This is a genomic window from Microcoleus sp. A2-C3, from assembly GCF_036706065.1.
Taxonomy (GTDB): domain Bacteria; phylum Cyanobacteriota; class Cyanobacteriia; order Cyanobacteriales; family Microcoleaceae; genus Microcoleus.
Genome location: NZ_JAUBVX010000001.1, coordinates 93,854 through 117,750, shown reverse-complemented (window position 1 = coordinate 117,750; position 23,897 = coordinate 93,854). Strand labels below are relative to the sequence as shown.

Genomic DNA, 23,897 nt, shown 5'->3' with positions numbered 1-23,897 from the left:
AATTGAATTAATCGGATAAACGCACGCCTCCTTCTACAGTTCGCACGTCCCCGTAAAAAGGTTGGGGTGTGCCGTTCCAGTTGAAGTCACTAATTCTAAAAGTCAGGCTGCCGACTTGACGCTCAGGATTAAAACGCAAAATAATTGCGTAGCTGCGACGGCTGTATTCTAAAGTGTAATTCGTACTGATTACTTCCTTGCTCTCTGTATTAATAGCTGTTTGAAAGCCGACTCGAAATCCTCCATAAACTTGCTGGACAAGTCCAAAAGATAGGACTTTCAAATCTACTAGCCGATCGAACAAATAAGGCGATATGCCGTCCCGCCCCACCTGAGTGTAAGTGACGTTAAATCCAGTGTAGTCGAGGAAAGGGCGGGAGAAATGACCGAACTGCCCTTGAATGCCGACGCTGGTGGCGATCGAGTTTTGTGTGTCGCCGCTGCTGTAATAAGTGCCAACTCCCCGGACTCCCAAGGCTAGTTGCAAGAAAGGAACCACTGGGTTGCGCGTGTACTTCAAACCCTGGGTGGGAGTGCGGGGTAGCGGTTTACCCTCCCACAGGTTGAAGCCGCGGCTCAAGGCGAAGCTGGCTTGGGCGCGGCCTAAATCGATGCGGTTGTTTTCGCGCACTGGTTCGAGCAAATCTGCTCGATCGGTGTCAGCATTGATAAATTGATACCCGGCTTGGTAGCTGAGATTGATGCCTGTTCTGCCTAGCGGGATGACAGGGGAAGTGAGCACTGCTCCGAGGCTGCTCTGAACGGTTTGATAGCCCAGAGAGCCGTTAAACAGTCGATCGCGATAACTGTATTCTGCCGCTAGAGAGTGAGTGCCGATCGCCTGCCGCAGGCGCAAATTGCCCCGAAAGCTGTCTTCTGGCAAATTCGGGAAATTCTCGAAACTGAGAAATATCGCCGAGGCTTCGATATTGGTACGGGGGCCGAGCCTAGAGGTCAACTTCGCTTTGAGTCCGTAGCTGTCGGGAAAAAACGGATTGCCGCCGTGATCTGCCACGACCCGCTGAAGGTAAACTTGGGGTGTCAGGGTGAGCCGCACCGGCCCGTTTTGCAACACCTGAAAACCGCACTCGGCATACAAACCGCCCCTGTCCCGGGCGTCGTAGCCAAAGGTCAAACAAGGGCCGTTCTGCTGTCGGCTGTCAAACACTTGTCTGCGGGGATACACGGGTATTTTGATACGGTTGTCGAATACTAAGCGGGGCGAATTTGTGACTAATTCTTCAGCCGTGGGCGAAATCCTGGTAATCGTCGCCCTCCGCGCCCTGTATTCAAATTCTGGCGGGGAAAATGGGTCGTTAGTAATCCGAATGTTGGTTGCTACTCTGGCGCCGTTTGGCAGAAGTTCGAGGCGTTCTGCTTCAAAGCGGATGCGGTTGACTGCGCCGACAACTTGGGGGGCTGCTAGCTGTCCGCCGCCGCCGACGGTAATGCTGGCCGCGCCGGGGGATTTGACTCCGCGCAGGGGCTGCTGGCTGGTAATTCGATCGCTCAGGGGCTGTTCTAGAATGGTTCCAGCACTAATATCTGTGGGTAGTGTGGGCGTTAATTCGCTACCTGCTGCGGGGAGGAATATTTCGCCGCTGGCTTGTTCGACTGCGCCGGAGTTGAGGCCGAGATTGAATTCCATCTGCCGGCCACGGACTACTTGTTGCCCGCGGGTATAGGCGACGTTACCGGATGCTATCACTTGGCGGGTGACTAGGTTGACGATCGCGCGATCGGCATCAATCACAGTTTGCCGGAACCGCACCACAACATTACCAACCGCCGTGACAATTTGCTGCTTGTCGTCAAACTCTTGACTATCGGCCTTAATTTCGATCGTATCAGCCGGACTCACCGGAAATGGCACCGTCCGCTGAGAAGGCGCAGTGCGGACTCCCGGCGCGGCAGGTTTGGGCTTTGGTTTGGGCGCTCTTGGCGTTGTGGGTGCGGGGGCAGTTCTTGGTGCGGGGGCGGTTCCTGGTGTGGGAATCTCGAACTGTTGCTGCTCGGTGGGAGGCTGTTCTGGTGCGGGTTCTGGAACGGGAATCTCTGCTGGTACGGGAGCGTTCTCTTCTAACTGTCGGCCTTGGGCCTGATACCAACTTTCTTGCGGTTTTAGCGCATTCTTGTCGTCTTTTCTCTGCTCCCCTGCTATTTTTTGGCGATTCCGAGCTGCCACAGCATTTTCTACTGAACCTAACTGGTAAGCAGTAAATGAGGAATCTTGCTTGGCTTCTACAGTTTCGGGTTTTTCCGCAGCAACCGGGCGCTGAAATCCTTCTACTGCTTCGTCGCTTTCGACTGTGGCTGCGGGGTGTGCGATTTCTGGAGGCTGTTGGTTGGTGGCTGGGGCGGTATCGAGGAGTGCTGCTGCTTCTTCTACTTGGGCCGGTTGCTGGGGTGGCTGAACGATTTCTGGGCTTGGTTCCGGTGTTTCTGCGGAGTTGCTGGGGGTGTCTCCATCACTGGCTGCGACAGTTAGGGCTGCTTTCTTTGGTTTCGCGATGTAGATGATGGCAGATGGTTCGGGCGGCGGGACCGGATATGGCATAGTTACAACAGGTGAGTCATCCGATTTTAGATTTTAGATTTTAGAGGGTTTTTTATAGCGGACAATTTATCATCAAAATTTTTGCATTTAACAGGCAGCGTTTCCAGGTTAACCGGAAATCTTCAGGTATGCCTCGCAGCTAACCGACTCATCCTCAGAAACTTGGTTGCTTACCAGAAAGAATTGGTTTAAAGCCGGAACCCTTGTAGGAAGAAATTAAAAGAAGATTATTCATTGCTCCAATCCTCTTCCTTCTACATTGTAGAGGTCGCTCTCATCTGTCAACTGTCAACTGTCAACTGTCAACTGAATAAACAGATGTTTCGCGGCAATCAGCGAATATTTCCTAGCAAACGGGTTTCTGTTGCCACAACATAACCTCGCTGGTGGTGCGAGGTCAAGTTTTGATTGAGTCACTTTTGTGGCTTCGCGCCCTGGTTCGGGGGCTGCGGTGTCGGCCCCCCGAACTAGCGGCCCAGATAACTGGCTTATTCCATGTCTCTGCGGTTGGGGTTCCGGGCTGGGTCATTGGACAAAAATCCAAATATGAACAGGGAAACAAAAAATAGGACAACTACATTAACTACGATTTTGAGGGTTAGCACTATGGGAGCCTCCAAAGATGGTTTAATACTGAGCTGATTGCTGCGAGTGCAACTTTTTTTATCATAGGCTAAAGATTACTCAATTTTATCTTTGGTTTGGGGGATTGTTGGCCAATTAGTTTTTGCCCAGTTCCAGAGTTGCTCTAAAATGTTTTCTAGTCGCACCATGAGTAGGTCGAGCCATTCGAGCACTTGTTCTAGCGGGTGTTTAATGTAACCCATTGATTCGGATTTTGTTTCTAAGTATTCGTCTGCGGGCGGGACGCTGGCGCTGCGATTTTGTGGTTGGGAGGCTGTCGCTGTTGGGGTATATTTGCTGGTTTGCTGGGTGATTGCTGCTGGGGATTGGCTGTTTTGTGCGGTGTTGGGGTTTGTGTCTTTTAGCACTTGGGTTTCCTGTACCCCCCCTGGGGTTGATGCTGCTGCGGGTGCAGGGCTATTTTTTTGAGTTACTGCTAAATTTGAGGCTTCTTGGGGTTGACTTTTTGACTCTGGTGCGAGCAAGCTCTGCTTGAGTCCGGCTAGCAGGCGGTGAATTGATTTGGGGTAGGGCGACATTGAAACTGCGGTCGATCGACCTTCTGCCATTCCTGCAATTTCTTGCTTGACTTTTGAGCTATTTTGTGATATGGAGATTTCATCTGTTGCGCCGTCTGGTTCGGAACTTCCCTCGATCGACTGCTGCGGCGCCATTTCCCCGAATAAGTCTTGCCAATTCAACCAAGGTCGATCGACCTCCTGGCTATTTTCCGTTTTTTCTTGCTCTTGTCGCTGTTTCAAATAATACTGAATTGCAACGGCTTTCTCGGTATTATCACTGGCTGCTGTTTCTTTGCCCAGCAGGTGATCTACGGACGACCAAATAATTTTTTCGATGTTTTGAGCGTATTTTTCCAGGATTTCGCGACCGGTAAGACCTAAATTGGTTTGCGTGGGTGATGTATCAATTTTGACTTCTGGATTGGCGGCGGTGGTTTTGGCTGCTGGGGGGACGGTAAATTCTTCGAGGTTGACGGCGGCGCGATCGAGTAATGTGACAAAGGAGAGCTGATTGCTGGTGCGATCGAACTTGCTGTTAAAATTAGTTTCTAATTTTGGGGTATTGTCATCGGTGGAATGTGATTGAGCAATCCACTGCGGTGCGGTTGTCGCAGCAGCCATCTGCGCTGCGGCTTTTTGGAGTAAGATTGCGTTGCGGTCGATCGATTTTTTGACTGCGAAAATTGATTCTCCAAACTGATTTCTTTTCACGGCAACCGGACTCGACTGGAGCCAGGCCATCAATTCCCAAAAACGACGCACCGGCGCTAACTGAGATTTTTTAGCAGCCGACTCCAAACCGAGATTAAATTTTAATTCTTTTTGGGCAACTTCCCGCCGTTCCGGCCCGTTGTTGGCGACTTCCCAAGTTATCCGATTTTCCAGCAGTTCCTGCTGTTGGGGTGTCAAAATATCTAATACCTGATTTTCTTTTCCCACCAAAACTAAAGTGCGCGCCGGAATGAAAGTCGCGATGGCGCTAACTTGTGGTTTGCTGTCTAATTGAGTTTTGGTTAGCGGATGTTCTAAGGCGGAAGTTGTTTGATGCTTGGTGGTTTTTCCACTGAAAAAATTGATAGTTGGAAGCAAACCCCTAGCGGGTTTCTCCGTTGCTGGATTTGTCTGATTTATTAACAGCGGGACGCTGGCTAAAGTTTTGGCAGTTTGCGACGAGTTTAGCAGATTTTCGGCTAAGTGCAGGATTTTGCCGATCGCACCTTCCGACATTTCCCCCTCATCCCAATTTTGTAGCAAATCGGGATTTTCGTCCCCGACATCTTTTTGCAATTCGGGTAAATCTACTTTGGGACTTGATTCCCGCAACTGTCTGGTCAACATTCGGGAACTTTGCACCAGCAAGTAAGCTGGATAAAGTAGAATTTGGGTGCCGTTGAGCGTTGTTTGTTTAATTTGTCGCCAAGTGCGATCGCAATTATCGGCGACTTGGCGGGACTGTTTCGATATAAAATTTAATATTCGGCTTTGGTATGGGCCGTAGTAACCGTTAGACATAAGTTTAATTATTGAATTCAGGTTTTAGATTCGCGCCGGAATTGCTAAACTTTGCTGTAAAATCAAACCGAGATATTAATCGCAGTTTCAAAACCTCTGAAACCCTTATTTCTTCGCGTCCTTTGCGCCAATGCGGTTCGATGCTGAGCCCTGATTCCTACGCAATTCCTATTTTAGCTAAAAATGAACACTTCCGTGCCACCCGCTAGCAATAATATTTCTGAAGTAGTAGAGAAGTTGCGCCGCCTCAGTCAAGTGGAGGTTCAGTCTGGCTGGAGGTACTGCGATTGTGACGGGGCGACGGGTTCGGTAGGTATTTGTAACGGGCCAGTTGCCGAACTGAACGGGAAAGGACATATTGCTTGGCCCTCTGGGAAGCAAGTTATTTATTTAGGGCAGAAATTTGTCATTCCTAACAATTTGCACGGCTATCCTGTGGTGGGTTTGCGATTGCTGCTGGGCTTGACTTGGTGGGCGGAAGATGCTCAAATTTTTGTGGGCGGTGAGTTAGTCGGACAAGGTGATTTATTCGATTGTGCCGATCGAGTTTTGTTGAGTGCGTCAGTCAATCCCGGAGATGAATTTTTAGTTATTTTGCGCTTGGTAAGTCCGGGGCACGATAATGGTGCTTTAGTGCGATCGATTTGCTTGTACGAAGCGGCAGATTCTGCTTGTTTCGATCCGGGTTTTGTGGCGGATGAATTAGAGATTTTGCAAAAATCCCTAGCTGGTAATTCAGAAAATAAAAATTCCCAATACCTCCCCACCAAAATAATAGCAAATCTTCCCTGGTTTGTCAAGGGGAATTTGCCAAAATCTGAGATTAATTTGGCGGTTAATTTGATTGATTGGTCGGCTTTGCCAAATCGCGCTAAGTTCGATCGCTCTCTGTCTGTTTTGCGGCACAATTTACTGGGATATCTCCGAGCTTTTTCTGGGGAGTTGGATGATTTAACCACAGAGGCCACAGAGGACACAGAGGGAAGAATAGATCGAGTTTTTGAGGCTGGAGAAAATGGCGAGAGGATATCTTTTTCTGGGGAGTTGGATGATTTAACCGCAGAGGCCGCAGAGAGCACAGAGGGAAGAATAGATCGAGTTTTTGAGGTTGGAGAAAATCAGTACAGTACATCTATATATATAGGTGAAAATGGCGGAGATCAATCTATATATAAAAGTAAAATTTATTTGGTCGGTCACGCTCATTTAGACTTAGCTTGGCTGTGGCCTGTCCCGGAAACTTGGGAAGCTGCTGAACGAACTTTTGAGTCGGTGTTGAAATTACAATCGGAGTTTCCCGATTTGATTTTCTGTCATTCAACTCCGGCGCTTTATGCTTGGATGGAAGAGCACCGCCCGGACTTGTTTGCAGCGATTCAAAAACAGGTGGCTACGGGTTGTTGGGAAGTTGTCGGCGGGATGTGGGTTGAACCGGATTTAAACTTGATTTCGGCTGAATCAATGGTGCGACAAGTTGTTTACGGACAGCGTTATGCAAGGGAGAAGTTTGGGGAATTGATGCGGGTGGCTTGGCTACCGGATACTTTTGGTTTTGGATGGCAATTACCTCAGATTTTGCGCGACGGTGGAGTTGATTATTTTGTGACTCAGAAGTTGCGCTGGAATGATTCGACGGAATTTCCCTATGGTGCGTTTTGGTGGGAAGGGTTGGATGGTACTAAAATATTTAGCATGATGTCGGGGGCGATCGGCGAAAGTATAGAATCTGTAAAAATGGCAAGTCATGCTTTTGACTGGGAAGTTAAAACTAATTTGCCAGATGCTCTTTGGTTGCCGGGAGTTGGCGACCACGGCGGCGGCCCGACTCGTGATATGCTTGAAGTTGCTAAGCGCTGGAAATTGTCGCCTTTTTTCCCCAGGATGGAGTTTGCGAAGGCGGTTGATTATTTGGCTTTGATTGAGAGTCAGTTTTTGCCGGAAGTTGCGGCAATTTTCCCCGAAAATGATCTTCCAGAATCGGACAATCGGGAGAGTCTGCAAGTTGGCGAAACTGTCGGGAATTTGCAGGCGCTAGAATTTTCTAATTTGTCGAGAATTTCGGATGCAAATCCTTCTATCTCACAACTCAAAAATCTCCCCACTCTCCCGATTTGGAAGGACGAACTTTATTTAGAGTTTCACCGGGGTTGTTACACGACTCGCGCTGACCAAAAACGCCAAAACCGCCGCTGTGAAGATTTGCTCTATCAAGCGGAGTTGTTGTCTTCGATCGCAACAATCTGCACTGGTGCGGTTTATCCGAAATCTGAGTTAGAATCGGCTTGGAAACAAGTGTTGTTTAACCAGTTTCACGATATTTTGCCCGGTTCGGCGATCGCCCAAGTCTACACGGATGCTAATCTAGCTTTTGCTGAGGTCGATCGCGCTTGTCGCCAAATCCTGTTACAATCTTTAGATGCGATCGCTGCTCAAATTTCTCTGCCTTCTCCGCCGCAGTCGGACGCTCAACCGATTCTGATTTTTAATACTCTCAATTGGTCGCGCTCTGAGGTTGTCGCTTTAACTCTTCCCGATTCCTCCGATACAGCTTGGCAAATTTACGATTTGTCGGGACAACGGCTGATTTCGCAGATTGTTAAGGGCGATCGACTCCCACCGCAATTTACCATGTTATTTTGTGCAGAGGATGTTCCGGCGATCGGCTACCGCGTGTTTTGGCTCTGTCGCGAACACACTCAAACCGTTCATCATCTCTCCACAAGCCCAGGAACCGAAAAAAAGACAGATTTATCAAAACTTACATACGGTATAACACAAAAAAACGCACTTTGTCAAGAAACGCATTTTCCCGCCCCACAAATCATCTTAGAAAATGAACTTATTCTGGCAAAAATAGACCAACAAACTGGCAATTTATCCAGTATTTGGGATAAAATAAATCATAGAGAAGTGTTGAATGCAGCCGGAGGCAATCAACTGCAAGCCTTTCAAGATAGCGGTCAATATTGGGATGCTTGGAACATCGATCCGAATTATCAAAAACATCCTTTACCCGCGCCGACACTCAAAGAGATTTATTGGGTAGAACGCGGAGAATTGCGGCAGAGTTTGCGCGTAGTTATGCAAATTGGCAAATCCGAGTTTCGCCAAGATTATATAGTAGAAGTAGGTTCGTCACTTCTGAAAATTAAGACAGTTGTAGATTGGCAAGAAACTCACGTTTTAGTCAAAGCAGCCTTCGGGTTAAATGTAGAAGCAGATTTTGCAACTTGCGAAATTCCCGGCGGGGCGATCGCACGCACCACAAAACCGCAAACAGCCGCCGAAAAAGCTAAATGGGAAGTACCAATTTTGCGCTGGGTAGATATCAGCAACGATGGTTTTGGAGTGAGTTTACTTAACGATTGTAAATACGGTTGCGATATTCAACCAAATCAAATCCGGCTGACTTTACTCCGGGGCTCGACTTGGCCGGATGAACAAGCAGATGTTGGAGTTTCGGAATTTACTTGTGCCGTCTATCCCCACGCTGGAAATTGGCAAGATGCCGGCACTGTTCGACAGGGCTACGAGTTTAATTTGCCACTGCTGGTAAAGGTGTTGCCGCAGTTACAGAAAACCAGAAATAAGACTCTGCCGACAGTTGGCAAGTTTTTGGATTTGTCCGCCGAAAATTTAGTGTTGATGGCGTTTAAACAGTCGGAAGATGATGCGAATCTGTGGATTTTGCGGTGCTGCGAATCCGAGGGTAAACAGGCTGTGTTAGAATTGGATAGCGATTTGGAGTTGGAGATTGTAGAGCCAGTCGATTTGTTAGAACGACCTGCACATTTGTCTGAAAAGTTGCCTCAAGGGCGAGGTTTTAAGATAGAGCCTTGGAAAATAGCGAGTTTTGCTGTTTTAATCAACCGCGAAGGCGCTTTAGGTGAAGCCCGCGCGTAACCGCTCTTGTCGCGAAGGAAGAGGGGGAAGGGAAGAAGGAATTATCTCGAAGTATCGGGTAATGTCTATCGCCTTTTTGCCAAAAGTAACGGCTGCTAAAATGCCCAAAGGAGAATGAGTAAAGCGAATTGAAGACTCTAAAGCTGGTTGAAAAGAACCGGATGCTCCCAAAGCCGAATTGACGACCATCATTCCTAGCAAAAAAACGATCGTACTGGGGTCGATCGCCTGCCAAGCAGTTTTCAGGTCGAGTATCCCCAAAGCTACGGCAAAAGCTGACCCGACAATTGCGATCGCTGCCCGGTTCATCCGCAGTCCGGGCAAATATCCCAAACCGAAACCCAAGTAAGTCAATCCCAACACGAGATATTTGAGTGTTATCATAGATACTTAAAACCATTAATTGCCGATTTTTTCCATTGTCGAGGATACTACAGCTACACAGGGGGTAATTGCAGTTAAACTTGCTGGTACTACAACTAGGCGCAAATATCGCCGACAGACAATTTACCAATTACAAACAAATACGGGGGTTGCATTGGGAAGCGAAAACCAACGCGCTGGACAAGTTGTAATTTTGTTACAAGTTGTAATTTTTTGAAATAAAAAGTTGAATTTAGTTTCAAAAGAAAGTTAAATTCCAGAAAGTAAAATTAATTACAGTCGAGTTAACCTAAAAGTGTTTGCTAAAAAAAGTAATTCAAGCAACCCAGAAACCAACAATTCTCACTTGACAGGCACGGGCGACGCTCTCGCAGTCACGAAAGTTTTGTCCAACAAACAAGTCGAACAGGATTGGTATCAAACTCTCTACGACAATTTTCCGGGCATTTATTTCGTTCTAGATGCTTTGGGAAGAGTTTTTTCGCTCAATCAATTCGGCCAGTATCGCCTCGCCTACAGGTCGCAGGAATTAATTTGTCATTCAATTTTTAACATCTTTTACTGCCAAGATCAAGAGAAGATGCAGTCAGAATTTGCGAGATTGGTTCACCCGAAAAACGGCACGTCAACTCCAAAAGTGGCCTGTTGGGAAGGCGGCTTGACTTGCAAAGACGGCAGGATTATCTGGGTAAAAACAACCGCGCGCGCCATGCCTGGGGTAGAATGGAAAATAGAGGAAAATACCGATGGTCGCTCAGTTGCCAATTTCCAACAGCCGGTTGTACTGTTAGTTTGCGAAGAAATTAAAGCCACTTCGCCCTCCGCAGCGCCACCAAACTCTCAGGACAATTGGCACCGTTCAGCTTTGGCGATCGCAAAATTAGCCAAAAGTCAACTTAAAGAACGCAACAATCTAGAAGAATTTATCCGCGAAGTCACAGAAACGGCTGTCAATATTTTAAACTGCGATCGAGCCAGCATTTGGCTGTACGGCGAAGACAAAACGCAGCTTCACTGCATCGACCTTTACGAACAAAATACTCAACTCCATTCCGTACAAATAATCGTCACAGCAGCCGACTGTCAGGCATATTTTGAAGCTTTAAAATCCGCAAGTGCGATCGCAACCGTGGCAGCAGAAAATGACCCGATAACGCGAGAATTTGCCAGTCTTTATTTTGCCGATCAAGGCTCTCCTTCCCTGTTGCACTTACCTATTATGCTAGCAGGCAAAATGGCGGGAATTGTCAGAGTAGAACGGGAAAATTCTGGCAGCGAGTGGACGGAAGAAGAACAGGAATTCAGCCAAATTTTAGCAGACTTTGTATCGGAAAGTTGGGAGGCTAGCGAAAGATTGAAACTAGAAGAAATCCGACGCGAACAGCATCAAAACTTGCTGAAAAAATACTACGATCAATTAGAAAAAACAGTAGAAACAGGCACTTCCGAACTCAAAAAAGCTAACGAAAAACTGCAAAAAGAAATAATTAAAAGAAAACAAGCAGAAGCAGAAATGCGTCAGCAGCAGCAAGAACAGCAAATTATTTTTGATTCCGTGCCGGCGATGATTTGGTACAAAGATACGGAAAGCCGCCTGCTGCGAATTAACAAAGCCGCCGCTGCATCGAGAGGTTTTCCAGCAAATCAACTAGAAGGAAAATCTTTTTATGAAATCTATCCAGACGAAGCAGAGCAATATTATTTAGAAGATTTGGAAGTAATCAATTCCGGCGTTCCTAAACTGGGAAAAGTCGAACTGCTGCCAACTTCCTCCGGTCAAAAATGCTGGGTGCGGACAGATACAATACCTTACCGTGACGACTCAGGGCAAGTGGCTGGCGTGATCGTATTTGCAGTAGATATTACGGATTTAATTACAGTCGAAAGAGAACTGCGAGAAAATCGCGCTCGCCTCACTGAAAAAGTCGAAAAACGCACTGCTATGTATCGGCAGGCAATGGCCGCTCTGTACTCGGCAAATATGCAAATGCAACAGCTAATTAACAACAGCTATGCCGGGGGGAGTGGCGGCAACACAGCAGCACAATTGCTCGAATGTGAAGCTTATTTTGAAGCAGTTGCCGTCGCTGACCGCGACACAATTTTGAGCGTCAGCAGCAATTTTGCTAAGCTGTTCGCTTACGAACCTGCGGAAATGGTGGGAATGAGCTTGCTGGAACTGCTATCGCCGAAATCTTACAAAGTGGCACCGCAAATGATTTCCGCAGCCAGCAATACCGTCTGTGAAGCGATTTTTCTCAGGCGGGACGGAACTGCTTTTCCTGCTGACGTGCGCAGCAAATTCGTAGTTTATGAAGGTCGTTTGGTGCAGGTTAAAGCAGTGCGAAACCTCACGGAACGCAAATTAATCGCAGCAGAATTAGAGCGTTCGCGCTCTTTGTTGCACGCTACTATGGAAGCAACAGCAGACGGCATTCTTGCCGTTACTACCAGCGGAGAATTAATTAGTTTTAACGAAAAATTAGTTCAAATGTGGGGGATTCATGAAGAAGTTAGAAACTCGCTGGATAGAACGGTGCGGCTGACATTTCTGAGTAAGCAAGTTAAAGATCCGAGGGATTTTTTGCAGAGAGTTAAAGAAATTTATAGCGATGCGGAGTCTAATGGCTGCGATATTCTCGATTTTAAAGACGGACGGACTTTTGAGCGCTACACGCAGCCGATTCGAGTCGGACAAAATATTATTGGCAGGGTGTGGCGCTTCCGCGATATTACTTCTCGTGAAAAGGTGACGGCAATGTTGGGAGATTCTCAACGGCGCTTTCGGGCAATTTTTGATTCTTCGTTTCAATTTGTCAGCTTGTTGAAACCAGACGGCACTTTACTGGAAGCTAACCAAACTTCTCTGGATTTTGCTGGAATTAAGCTGCGAGATGTGGCAAATCGTCCGTTTTGGCAGGGGCCTTGGTGGGGAGTTTCTCAGGAAGTTCGGGAACAGTTGCAAGAGGCGATTTCTCGATCGGCAAAAGGTGAATTTGTCCGCTATGAAGTGGAAGTTCAAGGTGCAAACCGCACGGCAACTATCGATTTTTCTCTCAAACCGGTGGCGGACGAAACTGGCAAAATAGTATTGTTGCTGCCGGAAGGTCGGGACATTACTCACAGTAAGCAAGCCCAAGTCGCGCTGCGGCAACAAATAGAACGGGAACGCTTGATCGCGCAGATTCAATCACGCATCCGTTCTTCTCTCGATCTCCAAGAGATTCTCAACACTACAGTAGCGGAAGTGCGGGAGTTTTTGGCAACGGATCGGGTGATTCTTTTCCGGTTCCGCCCAGATTGGAACGGAGATGTGGTGGTGGAGTCGGTTGGAGAAGGATGGATGCCACTGAAGGGGATGGGAATTGACGATTGCTGTTTTGCTAATACTTACATCGGACAGTATTTAAACGGCCGCATTCGCGCCATAGAGGATATTCAGGGTTCTAATTTGACCAAGTGTCACGTCAATTTTTTGGCCCAGTGTCAGGTGAAGGCGAATTTGGTGGTGCCTATTGTGCAGCAGGGAATGGAACACCGTGACGGTAATCCTTCTTGTCAAGTGCCGAAACTGTGGGGTTTAATGATTGCCCACCACTGTTCGGGACCCCGCGAGTGGCAGCAGTTTGACATGGATTTGCTGAGTCAGTTGGCTACTCAAGTGGCGATCGCGATCGAACAATCTTTACTTTACCAGCAGTTAGCTGTTGCTAACCAGCGGTTGGACGGGTTGGCGAATTTGGACAGTCTGACTCAGCTAGCTAACCGCCGCCGGTTTGACGAGGTGATTAACCGCGAATGGGAACTATCGAGCAGTTCGGAACCGCTATCTTTGATCATGTGCGATATTGACTGTTTTAAACTTTATAACGACAACTACGGCCACCAGGCTGGGGATGCTTGTTTGCAACAAGTGGCGAGGGCGATCGGGGATTGTTGCACGAACGCACCCGCAGAACGCCTTTATTTGGCTGCTAGGTACGGTGGCGAGGAATTTGGGGTAATTTTGCCAAATACGGATATCGCGGCTGCACAGGCTTTTGCTGAGGGAATCCGCCAGCGCGTCAAAGCTTTAGCAATTCCCCACCTCAAGTCCGTTGTCACCGATTGTGTGACTCTCAGCATGGGGGTGGCGACGATTTCTGAAGGTCAAAATTCGCCGAAGATGCTGATTGAAGCTGCTGATAAGGCGCTGTATCGGGCTAAGTCTGGCGGGCGCGATCGAGTTGTCAGTTGACGGTTGACGGTTGACGGTTGACTGTTGACTGTTGACTGTTGACTGTTGACGGCTTAGTAAAAAAAGCGATCGCCCTAACCGGCATAAGGTCAGTGCGATCGCGGTACTATGAATCAGCATTTATTTATCAGACTCGGCGCGGAGTTTTTACGCATTTTCACGAATATTGTTACAAAACTTTACTGGTGGGTAAAAATATCCAGAAATCGCTTTTCTCTACCTGATATCTCTTTTTTTTGAACCGCAGAGGGCGCAGAGGGCACAGAGGAAGAGAAGAAAGAAAGGAGTTGGCAACTGATGAGGGATTGCTATAGCAGCAATGCCCTATGCCCTATGCCCTATGCCCTATGCCCAATTCCCAATTCCCCACCTATTTAGCTAACAGTTTTTGAAACACCTCATACATATCCTGGGCTAACTGTTTAGGATTCCACAAAGGCGCAAGATTTTCTGGCAGTTTAGACTTAATCAAATGCTGTTTCACCGCATTTCTTAAACTAGCATCGCGGCCAAACTTAACTCCCCACTGCGTATATTCTTCCCAACTCCAAGCCGCACCCACATCAAGATTTGCACTTTTTAGAAAAGCATAACCCATCCGTGAAAGATATTGGTCGCCGGATCTAGTTACCACTGGCAAATTCGCCCACAAAGCCTCTAAATTGTGAGTCCCACCATTATAAGGATAGGAATCTAACAGCACGTCAGCTACATAATAAATAGCGCGATGTTCTTCTTCACTTCTGGTTTGGCCGATAAACTTAATTCGAGCAAAATCTACTCCCTGAATATCGCATTCTTCCCGATAAGTGCTGTGAATAATATCTGGATCGCCTTGGCCCTTGCGAATCAACATACTATCTGGTACTTCCTTAAGTATTCTAACTTGAGCTTGCACCATTTCAGGATTAGTTTTTCTCCCTGGCGCAACACAGAGATAAGCCATTTGCTCCAAGCCAATTCCCAGAGCATTTCTAATCGCCTCTCGATTCACAGGAATGCTTTGCAATTCGCCAATTGCTACCGAACAATTAGGCAATCTCACTAACTGTTCTAAGTAATTTTGATCAACACCTGGGGGGTGAGTATGTTCGTCGCATAGAAAATAGTGATTATCCGAAATATAGGGCGCGTCGAATCCCAACCAAGAAACGCAAATCCCCGCCGGATATTGGTGCAGCACTTCGACATTTGTCGGGACTGTCATCGAGTCTAAATCTATCAAAACATCCAAATCGTCTTGCACTACTTCGGCGAGGATTTCGCCACCGTCAGCAAAGCCGTTGGGATATTTTTTCGGCCAGTAAAACTTGCCGGCCATATCTTCAAACCGTTGCGTAACTTCATCTCGGTTGAGTTTACCTGTTACATAAAGGTGAACGTGGGGGGTGATGCGGCTTAATTCGCGAATTAAGGCTTCGCTGCACCAACCTACTGAGTGGCGGCGGAAGTGTTTGGAAAGGAAGCCGATTTTTAATGGCTGTTGTTTTGTGAGGTAATTTGCGGATTTGATTCTGTTGGGTTGCTGCCGCTGCGGGACGGCTTTTTGGTAGTATTCTTTGGCAATTAGTCGGTAGAAACTGGCATTTTTTTCACGGTGATCTCGCAGGTGTGAAACTGCAAACAGGAAGATTTCGTAAAGCAGTTTGAGTTCGATAACACTAAAGGTTTCGACTTTTTCGTAGCAGAGTTTTTCGATTTCTTCTAGTTTCTGAATTGCCTGTTGGCTAACTCCTGATTGGAGGTAGGAAAAAACGTAGGCTGTGGCTGACATGACTGGGGCATTGTCGCCGCAAAATTCGCAGTATTTGTCGGCGACGCTGCGGGCTCTGGCGAGGTTGGTGGAGTGGCTTAGTAAGTCGCACAGTTGTTGGTGGGCTTCGCTGTATTTGGGGTTGCATTCGATCGCCTTTTCAAAATATGCGATCGCATCCAACGGCTTATCCTGCTTCTGAATGTGTCCCATCCGGCAGTAAACCTCTGCCCAATCCGGTTTTAGTGTCAAAGCTTGCTGATAGCTGGCTAAAGCTTCTTCCAGCCGCCCCTGCATGGAAAAACAACTGCCGAGGTTCGCGTGAACTTCCGGCCAATCGGGCTTAATTTTCAGAGTATTTTGGTAATTAGTAATCGCTTCTTCGTACTTGTATTGCTGCATGAAAGAATTGGCTAAATTGAAGTGCAGCACTTCTAATTCCGGCTTGAGGGCTACGGCTTTCTGGTAGGAAGCGATGGCGGCATCGAGATTGCCTTGTTGCGATCGCGCGCTGCCGATGTTACCATAGGCCTCTGCCCAATCTGGTTTAATGGCGATCGCCTTTTCGTAGCTTTCGATCGCTTCGTCGCGCTTGCCTTGACCAAAAAGCCGATTTCCGAGGTTAAAGTGGAAGTCTGCGCCCACCAGTTGCGGGTTGAGTTCGGATGTTCTCTGAAAACAGGCGATCGCAGCTTCGACGTTGCCATGTTTGTGATATACTTTGCCTAAATTCCAGTGAGCACCCGCTAAATCAGGACTCAGGGCGATGGCTTGTTGGTAATGTGCGATCGCCTCTTCCAAACGCCCCATTTTGAAATACATACTGCCGATATTGGCGCGCACTTCCGCAAAATTTGGCTGCAATTCTAGGGCTTGAGAATAGGATCTAATCGCAGCTTCAATTTTGCCTCCCGCTTGCAAAGCATTGCCTAAAGTTACGTAAGCATGGATATAATCAGGTCGAATTTTGATCGCTTGGTGGCACGCAGCGATTGCCTCTTGAATTTTACCTTTAACTAAAAAGTTTTCTGCCAGTTTTTTGTACTGTTCTACTGCTTGAAAATTAGCAAGTTGTGTGCTATCTGGAACATTCAGCGAAGTAACTTGTTCGGAAATTTCAGCAGGGTTTGTAAACGGAGTATTTAAATTTTCAGGAGTGGGCGCTGGCGGCAAATTGATACTCGAAGGCTGCAATCCATAGCCTTCATCTTTGTTGACAGATACTGGTTTTTGCTCGTCAGATTCCGTTTCTAATTCTAGAAATTTGCTATCGGTAGTTTCCCGCTGTTTTTGGGCGATTAAACTCGATAATTTGTCCGCAGCGCTGGCATCTCCCGGTTGCAGTTGTAGCACTTTTTGACAGCAAGAAATTGCTGCATCTAACTTTCCTTGCTGCTGTAAAACGCTGCTGAGCATCAAATGAACAGAGCACAAACGGGGATTAATAGCAACAGCTTTTTGGTAAGCAATTGCCGCCTCTGCCAATTGCCCTAACTTGTAATACATACTGCCGAGATTCGCACTAGCTTCGGCAAATTGTGGCTGAATTTCTAAAGCTTGCAAGTAAGCTTGAATCGCCATTTCCAGATGGTTTTGAGCGTGCAGAGTATTGCCCATTGTTAAGTAAGCGGCCGCAAAATTCGGTTGAAATTTGATGGCGAGGTTACATTGGGCGATCGCCCGGTCAAATTCTCCTTGCAAAACATAAACTTCCGCCAACTTCTTATGAACTTCCGCATCTTTGGGATTGCACTCTAAAGCCTTCTGATAATTCTCGATTGCGCCACCGATATCTCCTGTATCTTTCAGGCGATTTCCCTTGACAAAATATGCTTGAGCTGATTCTAAATCCACCAAAAACTCTGTTATCATTTGCTCTGCCACTCTTACAGGTTTTACACTAATACTATTCAACCATTCTACCCACTCTCTGGCTCGTCCAGACCAAATACACCCTCTATTTATATATTCTACCTGCTGTCTCAGCTCAGTTTCAGCAGTTGCGCCGCCTGCACCAGTACACTCTTTTAAAACTTCGACTATCGCCTCAACAAACCGCCTGGTATATCCCTCCCAATCCGGTTGGCCGGCACGCTTCCAATTAGTCACAGATGCTAAATTTTCCACCCCTGACATGGAAACTAGACGCGCAAATCCAGCCGTTGTTTCCGGCAAAGCCGCCAAATCACTCGTCACAATCCGGCAACCACTAGCCATCGCCTCCATCACGGCAATCGATGACGTTTCCAAATAGGTATTCGGGTAAGCTAAAACCGCGACTGAACGCAGTTGCCGGACGAGTTCGGGTTGCGGTACGGAACCGACGTACTCGACGCCTTCTGTTGCCTGACACTCTTGGTAAAGTTTACCGAAAAAAAGCTCGTTATCATTGTCATCTATTTGGTGTACTTTCATACTCGAAAATACTTTCAATCTGGTGCCGGGGACAGCTTGGCGAATTTCGGGAAAGACTTTTAATAAGATATCCAGTCCGCGAAAAGGAGTGCTAGTGTAAGCTATAATTGGTGGCAGAGATTTTTGAGATAGAATTGAAATATTATCGGGAAAAATGTTAGTAAAACAAGGTGCGATCGCATTTCTTAAAACATAACTGCGATGCGAGTCAAGCCCAAAACGAGCGTGAAATTGCTCGCGCTGCCAGTCGCTGACAAAAACAAACGCATCGCAAGCATTAACTTCTTCACGATTATTAAAATTCTCAAGAAAGACAAAGCCTGGTTCGTTATGAATCCACAAAATTAACTTAGTATCTTTGCCCAAAAGCGGCTTAATTTCCAGCGCTTTGCCGACAATATTGACTATAACTAAAAAATCGAGCGATCGCAGTAATTCTAAATTAGCTTTATCCCCTACCCGTTGTCTGCAATCAACACCGCGCCACATCCCAGACTCGGAAGTATTGTTAAGTAAAAATACCTCATTTCCCAGCGCAGCCAACGCCTCAGCCAAATAACAAATAGCCGACTGAGTGCCGCCCAAAGCTTCGCGATAAGGAGTTTCAATATTATAATCCCAAGTGTAGGTATCCAGAAAACCGATTTTCATTATGGCAATTATCCGCCGATTTGTGAACTAGATTTTTTTTGTTTAACCACAGAGGGCGCAGAGGGCGCAGAGAATAAAGAGAGAATTTCCCACTTGAAACAATTTGCGAGTGCCGTCTCTTCTGCTTCTTCCTCTCTGCGTTCTCTGCGTTCTCTGCGGTTAAATAAATCCATAATAAATGATATAATCTTAAAGCTATTGAGGAATACCGAACATGACCACAGAACAAGATCCCGTAAAATTGATGAAACAGCAAGTCGGCTTTGCAGCAGCCGATCGCGTAAAATCAGGTATGATTGTCGGACTCGGCACGGGGTCAACTACAGCTTATACTATTCAAGCGTTGGGCGATCGCATAAAATCAGGAAAACTCAAAGATATCAAAGGAGTCCCGACATCCTTTCAATCAGAAGTATTAGCCAAACAATACGGAGTACCGCTGACAACCCTCGACGAAATTGACAGAATTGACGTAGCTATAGACGGCGCTGATGAAGTCGATCCCCACCTCAACTTAATTAAAGGTGGCGGCGCGGCGCACACCCGCGAAAAAGTTGTCGATTGTCTCGCCGCTCAATTTATTGTAGTAGTTGACAGTTCCAAAATGGTCGATAAATTGGGTTCGACTTTTCGCGTACCCATCGAAGTTATACCGATGGCAATCACCCCCGTTACTCGCGCTATCGAAAAGTTGGGAGGCAAACCAGAACTCCGCATGGGAATCAGAAAAGCAGGCCCAGTAATTACCGACCAAGGTAACATGGTAATAGACGTTCAATTTGACAACCTTGACAATCCTGCGGAATTAGAAAAAACTTTGAATAATATTCCCGGCGTGTTAGAAAATGGCTTGTTTGTTAACTGTACAGATTTGGTTTTAGTCGGCGAAATCAAAGACGGTAAACCCGTAGTGCGGGAAATTTCTAAATAGTTATTGTAGGGTGCGCAATGCGCACCAGTTGACTAGACCTTTTCCATAAATCTTAGATTAAGAGGTCAACCGCAGATACAAGGCAGATAAACACAGATAAACGCAGATATTTTCCTGTTATGACGAGGGAATGTAACAGGTATAATGAATGCCGATGCTTTCCTTCTTCCTTCTTCCTTCTTCCTTCTTCCTTCTTCCTTCTTCCTTCTTCCTTCTTCCTTCTTCCTTCTTCCCTCTTTTTGATCATGCAATATCGCAGATTCGGCCGCACAGAATTATCCATGCCCGTCTTTTCCTGCGGCGGCATGAGATATCACCACAAATGGCAAGACGTGCCAGCAAATGAGATTCCACCAGACAATCAACAAAATGTAGAAGCCACAATTCGCTATTCTATCGAATGCGGCATCAATCACATAGAAACTGCTCGCGGTTACGGCACTTCCGAGATGCAGTTGGGCTTGATTTTGCCCCAGTTTCCACGCGAACAATTGATAGTTCAAACTAAAGTAAATCCCCAAGCCAACTCCCAGGAGTTTCGCGAAGAATTTAATAAATCCTTAGCTTATTTGCAACTAGAATACGTCGATTTATTTTCTTTACACGGCATTAATACGTGGGAATTGCTAGAGGAATCCATGCGTCCCGGCGGCTGCATGGATGTTGCTAAACAATTGCAAGCAGAAGGCAAAGTTCGGTTTATTGGTTTTGCAACTCACGGGCCTACGGATGTGATTTTCAAAACCATTGAAACCAATCAATTTGATTATGTTAACTTGCACTGGTACTACATCAATCAAATTAATTTGCCCGCAATTGAAGCGGCAAAACGTCACGATATGGGCGTTTTTATTATCAGCCCTTCTGACAAAGGCGGTCAACTCTACAACCCATCGCAAAAATTGGTTGATTTGTGCTATCCTCTGAGTCCGATGGTGTTTAATGATTTGTTTTGTTTGTCGCATCCTCATGTACATACTTTGAGTTTGGGCGCTGCAAAACCTGAAGATTTTAACGAGCATCTGAAAGCTGTAGAATTGTTAGATAGAGCCGATGAATTGTTGCCGCCGATATTAGCAAGGTTGGAAAAGGCAGCGATTGATAAATTAGGAGAAGATTGGTTTAAGACTTGGGATGTCGGTTTACCAACTATCGAAAATACTCCCGGAGAGGTTAACATTCGAGTGATTTTGTGGCTGTGGAATTTGGCGAATGCTTACGATGCGATCGACTATTGCAAGATGCGCTACAACCTTTTGGGTAACGCCAGCCACTGGTTTCCGGGCAAAAAAGCCGATCGCCTGGATGAATTAGACTTGCGCCGCTGTCTCGCCCACAGCCCCCACGCTGCCAAAATTCCTGGTATTCTGCAAGCAGCAGATCAGCTTTTTGGAGGCGAATCCGTGCAGCGTCTTTCCCAAGAATAATCAAAAAAAACCCGGTTTCAACAAAGAAATCGGGTTAGTTAACCGGAACACATGAGTTTGACTCAGGCGCACACAATTAGCGTATACTGAAAAAACTCTCACAACCATCACCCATCCGTCTCATCCATTCGGGCGATATAACTTTTTTTTCCAAACACCTTCCCATTTTGCTTTAATCTGAGATCAAACAGTTAATAATCAACTTAGGTATCTTTTATGAATCTCAAACGCCGAGATTTCTTGTATTTGCTGACAGCTAGCGTCGGATCTATTACCCTAGGTGCTTGCCAAGCATCAGGAAATAATGTAGTGCAAGCAAGTTCAGCCCCCAAAGACACAAAAATAGCTCAAACTCCAGGGCCTTTTACACTGCCACCTCTGCCTTACGAATACAACGCTTTAGAACCGCACATCGACGCGCGGACAATGCAATTTCACCACGATAAACATCACGCCGCCTACGTTAAAAACCTCAACGAAGCTGTCAGCAAACACCCGCAACTTAAAGATATTAGTGCGGAAAATATGCTCAGAGATTTGAGCAAAGTACCGGAAGATATTCGCACAGCCGTGCGAAATAACGGCGGCGGACACCTCAATCACAGTATGTTTTGGGAAATCATGAGTCCTAAAGGCGGCGGCGAACCTACTGGCGCAATTGCCACAGCAATTAAGCAAAATTTCGGTAGTGTTGAGGATTTTCAAGCCAAATTTAATGAGGCCGGTACTAAGCGTTTTGGCAGTGGTTGGGTTTGGCTGGTTCGCAATAAAGCAGGCAAACTAGAGATTGCAACTACTGCTAATCAAGACACTCCTTTCATGGATGGCAACTATCCAATCATGGGCAATGATGTTTGGGAACACGCTTATTATCTCAACTATCAAAACCTCCGCGCCGACTATTTGAAAGCTTGGTGGAATGTGGTTAATTGGACGGAAGTTAACAAGCGCTACGAAAAGGCGATCGGTTAGTTTTCAATTAGATCAAATACAGGACACGGCAGTGCCCATAGGTGTCAACTTAACGTCAAACGTAGTTACAGACTGCTGTTTACCAGGCCAGATCCCCCCTAGCCCCCCTTAAGAAGGGGGGGACAAGAGCATTCTCAAAGTCCCCCTTATTAAGGGGGATTTAGGGGGATCTGGCCTCTGCTAAAAACGAGAGATACAAAGGTTTTCAGGCTTAAGTTGACACTAATGGGCAGTGCCATGTCCCTACTATAGAATGGGGCGATCGAACTGCTGTACAGTTTTCCGCAAGTAAACGCAGTGGCGCGCGCCCTGACTCGTCGGCGTTGTGAATGATTCGACTGACTCGACGGTGCCGCCCAAACGCTCGATCGCACTTTGCAAATCCGTCTCTTCCTCCGCCGTCCAATTCCCCCGGTAAAGTACAGCCAAACCATTATTTTTCAGCAGTGGCAGGGCGCATTTAGCACACACAGAAGCGGCACCAACAGCCCTCAGAAGAGCTAAATCGTAAGCTTGTTTGTGCGGCAACTGTCGGGCAATTTCATCGGCTCTACCCAGCAAAGTCACAGCATTTGTGATCCCTAAAGACGGCAAAACAGTATCCAAGAAAGTAATTTTCTTGCGAGTCGAATCGAGCAAGGTGACAGATAAATCCGGCAGGGCGATCGCGATCGGCAAACCCGGAAAACCGCCACCAGTCCCAATATCAATCGCTTTCAACACCGATTCAGCGGGAGAATCGTTATTTTCCGCCAAATTTTGATTAGCTGGCAACAGTCTCGAAATTCCCCGCAGAGAATCCCACAAATGTTTTTCCCAAAACTCAACAGGCTCAGTAATTCGAGTTAAATTCAAGGAACGATTTCCCTCAACAATCAACTCATAAAGCCGCTGAAATTGTTGCTGCTGCGACTCATTCGGCTGCCAATTCAGCGTTTGTTGCCACAACTCATTCATTTCAGGCAACACGGGCATTTCAATCTCATTCATCTGATTCTCTTGTAACTTTTATATGCCGTTATAATCGGCTGAATTCGTTTCGCAGGTAAATTATATTCACCATTTTTTTCTAAGACAGGTTCGTAGTGAGGACTTTAGTCCGCATCAAGAAGGACTAAAGTCCTCACTACGAACCTTTTGTTTATCCCTAGCAATTGGATAGGAGAAGAGCTAAATGCGAATTTTATTTCTACTCTTTTATTCAGTCCGCGCAGGCGGACATTGTTTGTGTAGGCGCGAATTCTATTCGCCGTAAAATCGAGTCAAACCTAAAAAATACCTAAACAAAACTCGTTTCCTTAGCTTCTAACTTAGCCCGATCGACCTCCTGCAAATCGCCATGATCTAAAGTCCAAAATTTATCAGCAACACCCAACAAATCGCTAGCATCGTGAGTGACAATCAACAAAGTCCAGTGACTTTTCAACTTACCCAACAAGCTTACCAACTGCCGGCGCATCGACCAATCCAAACCCGCCGTCGGTTCGTCCAAAAGCAGCAAATGCGGCTGGCGAATTAGCTGCACGGCTAGGGCTACCCGCCGCTGTTGTCCACCACTCAAAGCGTGCGGGGAAGCCTTCAGTGGCAAATGTCCTAGTCCCACTTCTGCCATTGCTGAGTTAATTTGTTCTTGTCCCAATTCAGGATGCCCCAACCGCAATTCTTCTAAAATTGTGCCTCCGCAAAAATGCCTTTCGGGAAACTGGAACACTAAACCTCCTAACTGTTGCAAGTGTTCCGGTGTTAATTCTTGCTCGCGCCAGCGGATATCGCCGCTAGTTTTTTCTGCTAAACCTGCTAATATTTCTAATAGCGTACTTTTGCCGGAACCGCTGCGGCCTACAATCAGCCCCATTTGCTGCGATGGCAGTTCTAAGTTAACATTTTTAAGAATAGCATTCGGACAGGCTGTAGGATGATAAACTAAGTTTTTTAGATAAAGCATTAATGGCAGTTGTTAGTTGGCAGTTGGCAGTTGGCAGTTGGCAGTTGGCAGTTGGCAGTTGGCAG

Annotated in this window: 13 protein-coding genes; 5 read left to right on the top strand and 8 right to left on the bottom strand. The window is 46.7% G+C overall.

Annotated features, from left to right (window positions below; all coding sequences use genetic code 11):
* Positions 1–7 precede the first annotated feature (7 nt).
* From QUB66_RS00405 to QUB66_RS00395, 3 genes are all read right to left on the bottom strand, one after another.
* Complete coding sequence (locus QUB66_RS00405) at positions 8–2,557, bottom strand: DUF3769 domain-containing protein (protein WP_332965755.1); 2,550 nt, start codon at positions 2,555–2,557, stop codon at positions 8–10.
* A gap of 488 nt (positions 2,558–3,045) precedes the next feature.
* The gene (locus tag QUB66_RS00400) at positions 3,046–3,162 is read right to left on the bottom strand and encodes a photosystem II reaction center protein I (RefSeq protein WP_039887172.1); all 117 of its coding nucleotides are present in this window, start codon (positions 3,160–3,162) and stop codon (positions 3,046–3,048) included.
* 75 nt (positions 3,163–3,237) lie between these two features.
* Positions 3,238–5,214: a hypothetical protein gene (locus tag QUB66_RS00395; protein WP_332965754.1), complete on the bottom strand. Its 1,977-nt coding sequence runs from the start codon at positions 5,212–5,214 to the stop codon at positions 3,238–3,240.
* Between the two features lie 183 nt (positions 5,215–5,397).
* Here QUB66_RS00395 and QUB66_RS00390 point away from each other — a divergent pair, with 183 nt between their 5' ends.
* A complete protein-coding gene (locus QUB66_RS00390) occupies positions 5,398–9,117 on the top strand; it encodes an alpha-mannosidase (RefSeq protein WP_332965751.1) in 3,720 nt (1,239 codons plus the stop codon).
* On the opposite strand, the gene QUB66_RS00385 is transcribed toward QUB66_RS00390, so the two are convergent.
* A complete protein-coding gene (locus QUB66_RS00385) occupies positions 9,097–9,501 on the bottom strand; it encodes an SLC13 family permease (protein ID WP_332965749.1) in 405 nt (134 codons plus the stop codon). The genes QUB66_RS00390 and QUB66_RS00385 overlap by 21 nt on opposite strands.
* A 295-nt stretch (positions 9,502–9,796) precedes the next feature.
* On the opposite strand from QUB66_RS00385, the gene QUB66_RS00380 reads away from it, so the two are divergent.
* Entirely contained in the window at positions 9,797–13,738 is a 3,942-nt protein-coding gene (locus QUB66_RS00380) for a PAS domain S-box protein (protein ID WP_332965747.1), read from the top strand.
* A gap of 370 nt (positions 13,739–14,108) precedes the next feature.
* On the opposite strand, the gene QUB66_RS00375 is transcribed toward QUB66_RS00380, so the two are convergent.
* Positions 14,109–18,557 carry a tetratricopeptide repeat protein gene (locus QUB66_RS00375; protein ID WP_332965745.1) on the bottom strand — a complete coding sequence of 1,483 codons (4,449 nt, stop codon included), beginning with the start codon at positions 18,555–18,557 and terminating at the stop codon, positions 14,109–14,111.
* 214 nt (positions 18,558–18,771) lie between these two features.
* On the opposite strand from QUB66_RS00375, the gene rpiA reads away from it, so the two are divergent.
* The gene (gene rpiA / locus QUB66_RS00370) at positions 18,772–19,488 is read left to right on the top strand and encodes a ribose-5-phosphate isomerase RpiA (protein ID WP_265235278.1); all 717 of its coding nucleotides are present in this window, start codon (positions 18,772–18,774) and stop codon (positions 19,486–19,488) included.
* 52 nt (positions 19,489–19,540) lie between these two features.
* On the opposite strand, the gene QUB66_RS00365 is transcribed toward rpiA, so the two are convergent.
* Positions 19,541–19,771 (bottom strand): hypothetical protein, encoded by a 231-nt coding sequence (locus QUB66_RS00365; RefSeq protein WP_332965846.1) that lies wholly within the window; start codon positions 19,769–19,771, stop codon positions 19,541–19,543.
* Between QUB66_RS00365 and QUB66_RS00360 the strand changes: the two genes are divergently transcribed.
* Entirely contained in the window at positions 19,734–20,915 is a 1,182-nt protein-coding gene (locus QUB66_RS00360; RefSeq protein WP_332965743.1) for an aldo/keto reductase, read from the top strand. The genes QUB66_RS00365 and QUB66_RS00360 overlap by 38 nt on opposite strands.
* A gap of 216 nt (positions 20,916–21,131) precedes the next feature.
* The gene (locus tag QUB66_RS00355) at positions 21,132–21,887 is read left to right on the top strand and encodes a superoxide dismutase (RefSeq protein WP_332965742.1); all 756 of its coding nucleotides are present in this window, start codon (positions 21,132–21,134) and stop codon (positions 21,885–21,887) included.
* 246 nt (positions 21,888–22,133) lie between these two features.
* On the opposite strand, the gene rsmG is transcribed toward QUB66_RS00355, so the two are convergent.
* Positions 22,134–22,877 carry a 16S rRNA (guanine(527)-N(7))-methyltransferase RsmG gene (rsmG, locus tag QUB66_RS00350; RefSeq protein ID WP_332965740.1) on the bottom strand — a complete coding sequence of 248 codons (744 nt, stop codon included), beginning with the start codon at positions 22,875–22,877 and terminating at the stop codon, positions 22,134–22,136.
* Positions 22,878–23,166: 289 nt separating this feature from the next.
* The gene (locus QUB66_RS00345; RefSeq protein WP_265235273.1) at positions 23,167–23,832 is read right to left on the bottom strand and encodes an ABC transporter ATP-binding protein; all 666 of its coding nucleotides are present in this window, start codon (positions 23,830–23,832) and stop codon (positions 23,167–23,169) included.
* Positions 23,833–23,897: the final 65 nt, after the last annotated feature.